Genomic DNA, 11,775 nt, shown 5'->3' with positions numbered 1-11,775 from the left:
ATTAAATAAGGATATAACTTAGAGTTATACCCTTATGATCATTTATTAATATTTTATATCGGACCGCTTCCTCGAAAACGGCCCGGCGTCGCTGCATGCGCTGCAAATCCGCTATTTCTTGCCGGTAACGGCCGCCACTACGTCATCCACTACCCTGCCTTCGGCGATCGGACCGGAGGACATCCAGTGTCTGGCGGACACCTTGAACACATGATTTTGCTTGACCGCCGGCATCGCCTTCCAAACCTGCAGCTTCTCGACTTCCTTCGAGGCTTCGCTCGCTTCGGCGAAATCCTTTGCCGAGCTGATCGATCCGCCGTAGATGGCAAACACATAATCCGCGGTGATCGAAGGCAGCTTCTCGAGCGAAGTGTTGATTCCCCATTCGTCGGGCGACGCCTTCTGAAATGCGGCGATACTGGTGTCGGGCTTCAGACCCAGATTGTCGTAGATCAGATGATTAAAGCTGGGAAAGAACACCTGAAGGTCTTTTTCCGACGGACGCATGAACAAAATTGTTTTATCGGGGCCTGCCGCCGAGACGATGGCGTCCTTGGCCTTCTTCAGCTTGTCGTCGTAGCTTTGGATGACAGCCTTCGCCTTGTCTTCCGAGCCGGTTGCCTTGCCGATCGCGACGATCGACGACTTCCAATCCTCAGGCCCGAACGCGATCGTCGGCGCGATCTTGCTCAGCTCGTCGTAGCCGCTTTGGTCGATTGCATTTTTTTGAACGATGATGAGATCCGGCTGCGCCGACAGAACCGCTTCCAGGTTCGGCTTGAAATCCGCGCTGCCCGACAGCGGGATGTGAAGCGCTTTGAGCTGGTCGTCCAAATAATAGCCGTCAAAATCGTACCCGTATACCATCGGAACCCCAAGCGACAGCGCGAGATCCTCCAGTCCGAACACGGCAACGCGCTGCGGATGCACGGGCACCTCCGTCTTGCCGAAGAAGTGCTCGATGGTTTGCGTCGCCGATGTGGACGAACCGTTCCCCGATGGGAAACCTGCCGCTTCCGAGCCTGTACTCGTTCCTTTCGCGTTGTCGTTGTTACCGCAGGCGCTTGTCATTATTACGAAAAGCAGGAGAACGATCATCCCCGCCGCAGCCCGAAACTGCCTTCCCCGTACGTCATGATCGGCCGAAGCGTCTCTTAATCTGTAAAACATTGCTTCTCCTCCATCATTGATATTGAAAATCATTATCATATAATTATAAAGATGATTCGCAACGATGGGAATAGGCAAAGATGCTTAAATTGGACGATATTTGCCGGAACGGAATCACTTTCCCTTCCACACCCCCGGAACAGCGACAATGCTTTTTTCCTTTGCAAAAACGCAGTATCTCCCTAACGGCAAAAAAAGAGACCCGGCCAACGGGGCGTGGGTCTCCATTTTTCAGTAATTTTTTGCGGTTTCAGCGATAGGGAAAACTAGAGTCTAAAGCCTTGTGTAGCAAGGGTTTGAACGTTTTTATGAAAAAGACGACATTTTATTTTCAATGCGCCGCGGAATACCTAATCGCTCAAATCATTTCAAAAATCATTTCAAATGTTAATTCCTTTGATAAACTTTCATAAAGTTTAGTCAGGCTTTAAGAACAAAATTTTTCATTCTCAAGACCATGTACAAGTATAGAGTCCGCTGTAATTTTTACAGGTCTAGCCCCTTTATCATGTAAACTTAAATGAACAGTGCGGCCATATTCATGAGTAATCCTTCTAACGATTTCTTTATTTAGTAAATGCTTTGTCAATTGAGCAAACTGTTTAAAGGTTAAATTCTTTGAAAAGGCTTCCCTGATGCAATAATCAAATACGTTAGAATAAACTAATGATATAAAATTTTTTGCTCTTTGGTCATTAGGAGGAAGATTTTCTAAAAATTCTTGTGGGAAAGTTCTATTAATTTTATCTTGAAAACCGAAATATACTTTGCAATCATGTTTTTTTACTGCAACCTCTCCAAGGCCATCGACATTAGGCATTGCAGAAAAGCATGTGAATGCAAGTACTTTCTTACCATTTAACAACTTTACATTCTCCTCTGATGCTTTAAAAAGCCAATCAAGCTTTGCTCTTTCCTCTCCCGTAGCATCCTCGAATTTGTGGAAAACACCCCAATGACTTCCATGAGCAAAAATAAAAACTATATCTGCTTGTGCAATCCTACTTAAACAAACAGATTTATTGTCGTCCATAATCATATCGACTGAATGCTCTCCATTTAAATGACTTGAAAGCATCTCAGTAAAAATTGAATTTCTTAGAATGTTTGAATCTTGGCTGCGATAAAAAGCTACTTTCATTTTTAAGCCTGCTCCTCTAGTTTGTATTTAAATCAAATTTAGACATGTAGTTGGTGATTAGATCTACAACATCCCTACGGAATTTCTCCGCATTTTCTCCATCCATTCTCATTTCGTATATAAGGTCATTTAATGTAATATCTCCGTCATTAAGCTCAAACTTCATATTTAACTCATCATAGTCACTTGCCATCTTCTCAAGTGAGATCATTATTATATCTAGATCATTAATAGCTTCTTTAATAGCTTTTACCGTAGCTCTCGAATCGTTTTTGTACACTAATCGATAAACATTAAGTTCGTTTATTATTTCAAAGTAGTGCTTGTGATTAAACGGAATTTGGTGGGGTTCGTCTATATTGAAGGAACTGGAGTAAAAAATTATTTTGGTTCTGGTATTATTTTGTCTGTACTGCTTAATCAGATTAAATCCAACTTTATTCCTTATATCAGCATCGTATCTAGCAGCATTAAAATTACAGTCAAACATTAAAATATCATAAGGTTTTTCTACAGAAAAATCGTTTACATTATGCATATACTCGAATTCTACTTTAATATTTTCGTATGCTAGAATCTCTTTAATATCCTCGAAATACTCCACAATTTCAGTCATATCATCAATAACCAATATTTTATACTGTTCCATTCATTTCACATCCTAATTGGAAGTTTTATCAAAAAGGAGGCTCCAATATTTTCATCTGGATTAGTTATACAATGCATATCACCATTATGATCCTGTACTATATCCAGTGATGTTGCAAGTCCTATTCCGTTCCCATTGGTTCTCGAATATGCAACATTAAAAATAAAGGGTGCATCCTCTTCTTTAATCCCCGGCCCACTATCACTAAAAATTATATCTACAAAATTATTATCCACAGACGTTGTAATATTAATCTTCCTATCAATTGTATTAGCAAGTGCTTTTCTTGAATTACTAAATAAATTATCTAATACAATTTTTATAGATTCTTTATTACAAAAGACTCGCTTGTAATTATCATTAAAATTATAGCTAATTGAAATGTTATTGCTATCACATAAAATAAAATTCTCGTCTACAGACTCTTGGATAATGTCACTTAAAATTTCTGATTTTTTTGTTAAACTCGATGAAGATGCCTTTCTCAAAGCACTATCGATTAATTTATTTATCGAATTAATGATAGTTTGAACGATACTATGTTCAATGTTAATGTTGTTTGCTTCGGCTTGTACTAATATTTTATTTATTTTGGAGTCCAAAATTGCAGTCTTATTCTTCACTGTATGTAATAACTCGTACAATATTCCTTCACTTCCACTAATTCTTTGAAAAATCTTCATTTTTTTCGATAACTCATTATTCGCCTTCTTCACTTCATCTAAATCTTTTTTTAAGCGCTTGCTATTCAGTTCAATTAAGTTGATTATTTTGTCAGCATCATTTTTGGGAATATTAGTATTATTAATTACATCTATAACTTCTCTTTTAAACAAATCTTCTTCTTTCTTACTTACTTCAACTTTAAAATCAATTAACTGCCCTTTTTGCTCTGCTTCTTCTTTTATCTTATTGAAAATATACTCCTGAAGTAAATCAATACATTTCCAAATAAATTCTTTAAATTGATTAAATTCCAATGTATCTTCAACTAATCCCAATCGATTTGTAGCATCTTTTAGCCCATAATTATCCATGTTGGAAATTTGAACATATCCAATGATATCCCTTGTCCCAAGAGAACGAAAAACTGCCTGAGCATGTTTATTATCAATGTTTAACCAGTCATTCTCTGGTTCACCATAAGGAAATATTCTAAAATTATCTCTAAAAACCTTGATATTCCCATATTGTCTAGTACTTAAGCCAGTTCTTTTTGTAAAGGCTCTTTTTGCCGCGGAATCCATATAGATCACTTTTAACTTGACAGGACCAAAAATTGGAGGAGGTAAATTTATTGATCTAGGTTCCTTAGGGACATCATCTACAATTGTATAAGTTAAATCTCCAAAAGGATCTAATTTTGCATCAATATATGTTAATGAATAGTCAAAAGCATCATTGACTATTTTTTCTTTAACGTTATTTTTCGAAAAAGTAATAGAAAAGTTATCCTGCTCTTGGGTAAATGGAGAAATAAATTTCTTAAGCTGTTTCTTTATATCCTCAACGTCTTTTATACTCCAATCATCTCTTAGACTGCTTATTTCTAATGCCACTCCAGACTTCAAAGGAGTGCTTAACATTTCTCTAGTACATTCATGGTTTACCTCCTGAAGCATCAGTGAATGATCATTATATCTATCCCAGTCAAATTCAACCGTTGTCTTCTCTTTCCCACTTTTATCGATGGTGACTAGTTTTAATCGTGCTCCTAGCTTATCTGAACTAAACCTCCCTATCCCCTTCTCGCCATTTAAAACTCTATTATACATTTTATCTATAGATGAAGTTTTTACTTCAACCTGCTTCACCAATTCTTTATGTACTACCCCAATCTCCATCCAATATTTATTAACTTCATCAAACGACATTCCAATTCCATTATCAGAAACAATAATGTATGAGTTCTTTGATGATATTATTGTATCTGCTGATACTTTCTGCCCCTTAATATAATAATTATCTCTACCTGTGCTTTTTTGCTCTATGTCGTAATCAGTAATATTTAGAAATTGAACCTCAACTTTTTTGGCCCCGGCGTCATACGAATTTTTTATCAATTCAAAAAAAGCAATGGTATTGTTGGTAATCAATTCACGTCCAATCAGTTTCTCCAACTTTGAATTTGTTCTGAATGAAATTTTGCTGTTAGACTGAATCATACAATGAGCACCTCCCACTATAAAATAAGATTTTCTACGTTTAGCTCACTGAATCTCACGATTTCAGCCTTTAACATTTGAGGGAATGGCGAAGTCATGTAAATGGACCATAATTTACCTAGAGGTGCCGGTGGGGGAGCAGAGCTTGGAAGTTAATTTCCAATACTTGGGTGCGAGTATGATCGCACTTTAGATCTCCACGAATCACCCTTGGGGATTACCCTCCCATGTCACACCGGGTCAATGCCCTTACATTCCTTCGTTCTTCCTCTCAAGGGGTGGAGGCCGTTTCTTGCTCCTTTACGGGGTCGTTTGCCCTTATGGTGAATGAACTACGGCTTCTCCGTGCTTCAATTGTCTCTTGGCTTTCTTTGCTGCATTCAAGAAGTAAACGATGTTGAACTTGTTATGCAACCATTTGTAACTGAGCGATCATTTGAGGACCGAGTACATCGACTGCGTTATAGGGTTTTATCTTCGTTCCTAGCGTGTGTAAAACTCGTATGAGCTTGCAACATAGTGCAATGATCGACTGCTTCTTCTTTAGCGGATTCTCATTCCGTTTCGTATAGTGCCGATGTAACGCCTTAAATTCTTGATTTTTAGCTACCATGGGCATGACGCAGCGGAACAATAGTGCCCTTAATCTTGAACGTCCCCTTTTGGTTATTCCGGGTAGTCCTTTTCGTTTGCCTGAACTATTTTCTTTTAGATTGAGGCCAGCTAGCCTAACGATTTGTTGGCTGTGTTCATAGCCGGAAAGATCGCCTACTTCAGCGAGGAATCCCGCTAAAGTAACGATGCCTAGCCAGGAATCGTAAGCATCTCTGTGGTTCCTGGTATGCTCTCTAATCGCTCCGCAACTTGCCCCATAATGTCTTTTTCTTGACGCACATACATGTCGTACTGCTCTAGTAGAGTCTTCAGTTCCACTCGTGCCGCGACAAGCCCTTGGCGTAAGCCAATCGATATTTTCGCCGCAGCAACAAGCTTCGCTGCGCGTTTCACTCCGACCGCTCGTTTAATATCTTTCTTCCAGCGCTGGGCAATGCATTGCGATCCTAAGGAAACAATCTCTTCGGGTGTTGGGAACTCTCTAAGCGCAATAAGCGAAGCCGCTCCGTCCCATGCTCTAAACACTTCCGTGTACTCCGGAAAAAAGCGATCCAGCCAGTTCTGAACACGTCGCTGTGCTTGCCCTAGCGCATCCATCACTTTCTCTCGCAGATTCATTAGAATCCGCAGGTCGGCATACACTTGCTCAGGCAATTTCGGCTCACTGTAATGGCCATTCCGAACAAGGTCAGCTATAACCTTAGCATCCTTGTAGTCGTTTTTCGTCGGAGAATTGTCTTCAAGTTCTTTGCTTTTGTTCACATGATGCGGATTCACAATGACAACTTTTACGCCTACTTCTTGAAGGAATTGGGCTAGTGGAAACCAGTAGTGTCCGGTAGGTTCGATTCCTAAAACAATATCTGTTTTGTGATGAACCCGCTGCAGCTCCTTCATCCACGTTGCTAATTTCGTTAAGCCCTCACGGTCGTTGTGAAACCAGCAATCCCTACCTAACTCAATACCTCGATAATCTATGGCGCGGGCGACATGTGTCTTTTTTGCAATGTCTGCACCTACGACCAAGGTCGCTTCGGTAATTCTTTCAATTCGTTGATTTTTCTTTTGCTTCAGCTTATACTTCATGTTGAGCGTCCTCCTTTTAATTAGGGCATGAATGTGTTCCGCATTCGAGACCCAGCATACAGGAGGCGCTCTTTTTGTTCAAACCTCAAATTATTTCATTACAGGAATGGCTCCTTTTTTATTTCTTATCCGTCTCAAGTAAAGCTTCTTTAATTTTTAAGGCAATTGACCTTGAGAAAAACGGAGGAACCGCATTTCCGACTTGAGTATATTGCGGCGTCTCGACACGCCTTCTATCTCCACCAGTAGTTCGTTTACCCAAAAATATAAAACTATCATCAAATGATTGAAGCCTTGCTAGTTCGCGTACAGTAAGTATTCTAGGATTTTTCGGATCGTAATGAATAATATCATCAGGTAGAGTCAATATTGTCGGAGAAATCCCTTCTCTTATTAGCTTTATGCAAGACCTCTTTTTAGTAGCCATCTTTTCATATTCATCTGGAAGCACATTAGACTTACTTAAGCGTTTTAATAAATCACTGATTTTTTCTCCATTGCTAAGTAAACTGAAGCGTCTAATTGTGTTCGGATTATGTTTTGAAGCCTCATGATTGTGTAATTCAAGAGAAGTAATTGGAATTCCATTTTTATTAGGGGTTTGTCCAATTCTTAGCTTTTTTTGATAATCAGACAAAGGCAACATGTTTAAATATAAATTAGACTTTTCTCCATTTTTTAAAAAGCTCAAATCAGATAGAGCCTCATAAACAGAAACATTACTTTCAATCGGGCAAGGAAATTGCGCAGGAACAACATAATCATATATTTTACCGAGTCTCTTTCGAATTTTGTGACCAAAAAATATTACCCTTGGCCTATTCTGTGGCACACCAAAATCTTTAGCGTTTAATACTTTCCATCTTACTTTATAACCTAAAAGTAGTGCTTCAGATTCTAATATTTTTGTGACCAATTCGTTATTATATTCTTTGCCGGAAACCCCTTTAATTTTATTAATTCTAAAAGAGAGAATTCCTAGTACATTCTCCATAACAAAATATCTGGGGTTGGACATCTGTATTATTTTGAGATATTTAATAAAAAGAATATTTCTTGGATCATCGCTAAGTCTCTTACCAGTTAAGCTAAACCCCTGACAAGGAGGACCACCAACTACTACATCAACTGAATTACCATCGAGTAAGTCATTAAGCTTGCTCTTTTTGGTTAGGTCTGCTATATCCCCTTGATAATAGTTAAAGTTCAATTCGAGCTGTTTATGTCTATTTATATAAGTTAAAGAAGCTTCTTTACTATAATCAGTAGCGGCAGGTATTGAGAAACCAGCTTGTAAGAACCCCTCAGCCATTCCGCCTGCACCTGAAAATAAATCTAGGACTTTATACTTAGTTGAAAAACTCATTACTGTCTCCTTGATGTGTAGATTAATATGAGGGCTAAATTTATACTATTCGACAAACAAAAGCACATATCCTTTTCTTTATGTTTTCTCAATACTCTTCAAACTAATTTTACATCTAAACTAGATTTTGTAAATCCTTTGCTAATACTTATAAGAAATTTCAACACAAATATTGTGAAATGTATCAGCCAAACTCATTTTAGATTATAAATCTATATTTGTTACCAAATTCCATTTTTCCTAAGTTATTCCACAAAAATCGTAAACATCTAAAAACAAATTCTATATTATAATCCTGAATACCTATGCGATAGGTATATCCTCCCTATCGCAAACAAAAATGCCAAGCACAGCTATCGTGCTTGGCATTTTACATTTTCTCAAGGGAGGTGAACACACTCATGCTATTTACTAACCCGAAAATTGTATCACAGAGAATCCAATTCGAAATTCCTGAATGGACTCAAAATCTACTATGGTATCTAATTGAGTCCATGGAAGTTAATCAAAAAGATGAAATCCAACTATTTGTACTCAGCAGCATCACGGTAGACGGTGAACAAAAGCAACAAATTATTCACTCGCAGCAACAGCCTCCATATTTCATGGAGCATACAATTTCAGCATCAACAATAATAACTGCTAAAGTACTTGCTGTAGATTGTCAGAGTCATAGCGTAATGATTATGTGTTAATTATACAAGGAGGCCAAATTCATGCAAACTTATCACAATGCCGAATTAAAATCTTTACTCGCTCAATCTCTTTGCGAGAAACAAGGAAGTTATATGGTCGAAGAAATCTTAACACGCTTTCCCGTGATCTCGGAGCTAGTTGACGCAACTGAACAGGAACTTACAAGAATCAAGGGCATCGGCATAGGGAAAGCTCGGCAAATCACAGCTATGTTGAGGCTTGCCAAAGCTATTTCTGCTGCCGCGCCAACCCCTCACATTATTAAAAGTCCAAAAGATGTATTTGACCTTTTGGCTCCTGATTTTAGGCATCTCCAAAAAGAGCATTTTGTATGTCTATTTTTGAATACTAAAAATCATCTAATCTTTAAAGAAGTTATATCCATTGGCTCATTAAACGCGGCTATCGTCCATCCTCGCGAAGTATTTCGCTCAGCCATTAAACGTTGCAGCGCTTCCATTATCTGCGCTCATCCCCACCCGAGCGGTGATCCAACACCCTCTCAGGAGGACATTCAACTAACGAAGCGTTTGGTTGAAGCTGGATCAATTATCGGAATTGAGGTTATTGACCATGTCATTATAGGGGGGCATCAATTCTATAGCCTAAAAGAGCACGGACACATTTGAGAAGACGCTAAATGCCTACTCCTTACTCACTTTCTATCCCTAAACCAGAGTAGTTGCTTTACAAAATTATACACTGCTTCCTGTTCCATTTCAGACCTTCCATGCAATTGAAAAGCAATTTTTTGAGCTATCGAATAATCTGCCTCTATCTCTACGCTATTAGAGAAGCGGAACAGTTCTTCTAATGAAACATCCAGTGCAGTAGCTACCTTTTCTAAGGAGTCTAATGTCGGGCTCTTTTCTCCTCTCTCTAGTTGTCCTATATATGATGTATTAAGCCCTGCTTTAAAGGCTAATCTCTCTTGGCTAAATCCCCGTTCTAATCGAAAATCTCTAATTTTCGCTCCAACCAATTCGGCTATTTTGCTCACTATTATTCACCTCATATGAAAAACTTAGAGGTTAAAGAGTCAATCGACAAATCACTATAGTAGTTATTTTTAATAATGACTATAGTCATTGACTGAATTTGTCGCATTTTATATAATCTTCTTGTGCTTTGGAAAATATAGGACCACTCACCTATTATTTCGAGACTAATTTAAGGAGGTATTTGTTTAAGGACACTCGACCTAGGGGTGATTCCAATCCACATTTCCCAAGAAAATCTTAGTTCATTAGGAGGTCTTTTACATGTTCTGGGGATCAAAAAAAAGCATACCACCCGAGACTGGTTCGATTATTTATACAGAACTAGCGTTCGGGGCTGCCGAGCATTCTGGGATATATCTGGGCTACAATCGAGTCATTCATCTGAATGGGCAAGGATATATTGAGGAAGTATCTCTCCATGAGTTTACAGGCCATATCACTACCTTTAATCATGAAATTTATGTTCCCTGCTACTCAGATATGGATTTGGCTGTTAGCTTTCCATCGGCAGCAGGACGCGCGATTGACAAGATAGGATCAACGAGAGATTACAATGTCATATTAGATAATTGTCATCAGTTTTGCGCAGGATGTGTCACAGACGACTTTAATAACTCATGCAATTTTTTGTGGATGCTAAAAGATTTAGTACGCGAGAAACACGGTAGTTCAGTCACTTGGAGAAAATGGGATTGGAAGAACGCATCATAAATCAACAAGTAAGCAATCAGAAGAATACGGAGGATGAAGTAAAATGGGCTTTATTAAATTTATTGGTTGGCTTGTCGTACCTTACATAATGCTCTTTATACGTTGGAAGAATATGGGAAATATAGGGAAGATATTTTCAATTCCATGGGCAATCATCTCCCTCATTGTTTTATTATCTGCTATGTCTTCAGGAGGAGAAAACTCTCCGGATACCGTAACGACAACCGCTACTGTAAATCAAAAGGAAGATGTTAAAGCCGACAATACCGCTCAAGAATCAGCGGCTAAAGCTGACAAAGAAGCGAAAGCCAAGGCGGATGCAGAAGCTAAGAAAAAAGCAGAAGAAGAAAAAGCAAAGAATCCTCAATGGAATACAAAAGAGATATACGCAGATAAAAACGGGAACGTTGATTTAGCTGTGAAATTGCTTAAAGCTGTCGAGGATATTTCAACAAATCTCGAAAAGGAGACAGCCTCACCCGCAACTGTAATGAAAACTCCTTGGAACTATTACGGCAAGGCTATGTCATTTAGTGGTGAAATTGGTTTTGTTCAAGATTATCCGCCTGGAAGTAATTTTGAAAAGATGGGCATTCTCTCCCAAATTGTCATTGGAGCAGAGGATGGAACTCCTGTCGACCTCCTATTAACTATCCCTAGCGGCAGTTTAAAGGTTGGGGATAAGATTTCAATACTCGCGGTTCCGGTTGGTATATTTGATAATGACAATAAATTAGGCGGGAAAACACAAGTTCTGGCCGCGGTAGCTAACAAGCTAATTTAATGTTTAAAACGGTAGGAGAGCTAGTATTACACGGCTCTCCTTTAATATTAGCAATATCCCAAATTACTCGGTGAACAATATTATAAGCATATTTTATTCTGGTATAAATTCTTTTTCGATTTCATGTATAAGGTTCGGAAGATAGGGTGTTGCTGCTGAAAGATAACGTCCAATTGCTGACGGGATTGCCTGTCCGCGAGTTGCTGAATATAATGACCATATCACAGAAAAGGAAAAGGATGCCCCCATGTATGTGGGCCTGCTGCAACAGGCTCACGGGATGCATCCCCTACCCAACATGGTCATTGTATCAAAGTATGAGCTGGATGAGAAGTCACCCGGCGTTTTTCGTTAGATGTGCAGAAGTGGTCCCATCTCCCTGCTGTGGAGA

Annotated in this window: 10 protein-coding genes and 1 pseudogene; 4 read left to right on the top strand and 7 right to left on the bottom strand. The window is 38.9% G+C overall.

All coding sequences use genetic code 11. The features are described from left to right. Positions 1 to 111: 111 nt before the first annotated feature. From N0M98_RS11775 to N0M98_RS11750, 6 genes and pseudogenes are all read right to left on the bottom strand, one after another. A complete protein-coding gene (locus N0M98_RS11775) occupies positions 112 to 1,170 on the bottom strand; it encodes an ABC transporter substrate-binding protein (protein WP_259617969.1) in 1,059 nt (352 codons plus the stop codon). A 427-nt stretch (positions 1,171 to 1,597) separates the two neighbouring features. After that, a complete protein-coding gene (locus N0M98_RS11770) occupies positions 1,598 to 2,311 on the bottom strand; it encodes a hypothetical protein (protein ID WP_259617968.1) in 714 nt (237 codons plus the stop codon). Between the two features lie 16 nt (positions 2,312 to 2,327). Beyond that, positions 2,328 to 2,960: a hypothetical protein gene (locus N0M98_RS11765; RefSeq protein WP_259617967.1), complete on the bottom strand. Its 633-nt coding sequence runs from the start codon at positions 2,958 to 2,960 to the stop codon at positions 2,328 to 2,330. Positions 2,961 to 2,965: 5 nt separating this feature from the next. Beyond that, positions 2,966 to 5,125 (bottom strand): ATP-binding protein, encoded by a 2,160-nt coding sequence (locus tag N0M98_RS11760; RefSeq protein ID WP_259617966.1) that lies wholly within the window; start codon positions 5,123 to 5,125, stop codon positions 2,966 to 2,968. A gap of 406 nt (positions 5,126 to 5,531) precedes the next feature. Beyond that, positions 5,532 to 6,826 (bottom strand): annotated as a pseudogene (locus N0M98_RS11755) (IS110 family RNA-guided transposase). A gap of 118 nt (positions 6,827 to 6,944) precedes the next feature. Then, entirely contained in the window at positions 6,945 to 8,192 is a 1,248-nt protein-coding gene (locus N0M98_RS11750; protein WP_259617965.1) for a DNA cytosine methyltransferase, read from the bottom strand. A gap of 401 nt (positions 8,193 to 8,593) precedes the next feature. On the opposite strand from N0M98_RS11750, the gene N0M98_RS11745 reads away from it, so the two are divergent. Next, complete coding sequence (locus tag N0M98_RS11745) at positions 8,594 to 8,887, top strand: DUF960 family protein (RefSeq protein WP_259617964.1); 294 nt, start codon at positions 8,594 to 8,596, stop codon at positions 8,885 to 8,887. Positions 8,888 to 8,908: 21 nt separating this feature from the next. Further along, complete coding sequence (radC, locus tag N0M98_RS11740; RefSeq protein ID WP_259617963.1) at positions 8,909 to 9,517, top strand: RadC family protein; 609 nt, start codon at positions 8,909 to 8,911, stop codon at positions 9,515 to 9,517. A 26-nt stretch (positions 9,518 to 9,543) separates the two neighbouring features. Here radC and N0M98_RS11735 read toward each other — a convergent pair whose 3' ends face one another. After that, complete coding sequence (locus tag N0M98_RS11735) at positions 9,544 to 9,888, bottom strand: helix-turn-helix domain-containing protein (protein WP_259617962.1); 345 nt, start codon at positions 9,886 to 9,888, stop codon at positions 9,544 to 9,546. A gap of 262 nt (positions 9,889 to 10,150) precedes the next feature. Between N0M98_RS11735 and N0M98_RS11730 the strand changes: the two genes are divergently transcribed. Together N0M98_RS11730 and N0M98_RS11725 are read left to right on the top strand one after the other, a co-directional pair. Next, positions 10,151 to 10,600, top strand: a complete 450-nt coding sequence (locus tag N0M98_RS11730) for a C40 family peptidase (protein ID WP_259617961.1) — start codon at positions 10,151 to 10,153, stop codon at positions 10,598 to 10,600. A 43-nt stretch (positions 10,601 to 10,643) separates the two neighbouring features. After that, a complete protein-coding gene (locus N0M98_RS11725) occupies positions 10,644 to 11,384 on the top strand; it encodes a hypothetical protein (protein ID WP_259617960.1) in 741 nt (246 codons plus the stop codon). Positions 11,385 to 11,775: the final 391 nt, after the last annotated feature.

This window comes from Paenibacillus doosanensis (assembly GCF_025060755.1).
In the GTDB taxonomy this organism is placed as follows: Bacteria; Bacillota; Bacilli; order Paenibacillales; family NBRC-103111; genus Paenibacillus_S; species Paenibacillus_S doosanensis.
The sequence above is the reverse complement of the archived record's forward strand: the minus strand, read 5'-3'. Positions and strand labels throughout refer to the sequence as shown.

Bases quoted from the DNA above. Each gene is read 5' to 3' on its own strand.
- N0M98_RS11750 (WP_259617965.1), bottom strand. From the start codon at position 8,192: ATGAGTTTTTCAACTAAGTATAAAGTCCTAGATTTATTTTCAGGTGCA.
- N0M98_RS11770 (WP_259617968.1), bottom strand. From the start codon at position 2,311: ATGAAAGTAGCTTTTTATCGCAGCCAAGATTCAAACATTCTAAGAAAT.
- N0M98_RS11765 (WP_259617967.1), bottom strand. From the start codon at position 2,960: ATGGAACAGTATAAAATATTGGTTATTGATGATATGACTGAAATTGTG.
- radC (WP_259617963.1), top strand. From the start codon at position 8,909: ATGCAAACTTATCACAATGCCGAATTAAAATCTTTACTCGCTCAATCT.
- N0M98_RS11760 (WP_259617966.1), bottom strand. From the start codon at position 5,125: ATGATTCAGTCTAACAGCAAAATTTCATTCAGAACAAATTCAAAGTTG.
- N0M98_RS11745 (WP_259617964.1), top strand. From the start codon at position 8,594: ATGCTATTTACTAACCCGAAAATTGTATCACAGAGAATCCAATTCGAA.
- N0M98_RS11775 (WP_259617969.1), bottom strand. From the start codon at position 1,170: ATGTTTTACAGATTAAGAGACGCTTCGGCCGATCATGACGTACGGGGA.
- N0M98_RS11730 (WP_259617961.1), top strand. From the start codon at position 10,151: ATGTTCTGGGGATCAAAAAAAAGCATACCACCCGAGACTGGTTCGATT.
- N0M98_RS11725 (WP_259617960.1), top strand. From the start codon at position 10,644: ATGGGCTTTATTAAATTTATTGGTTGGCTTGTCGTACCTTACATAATG.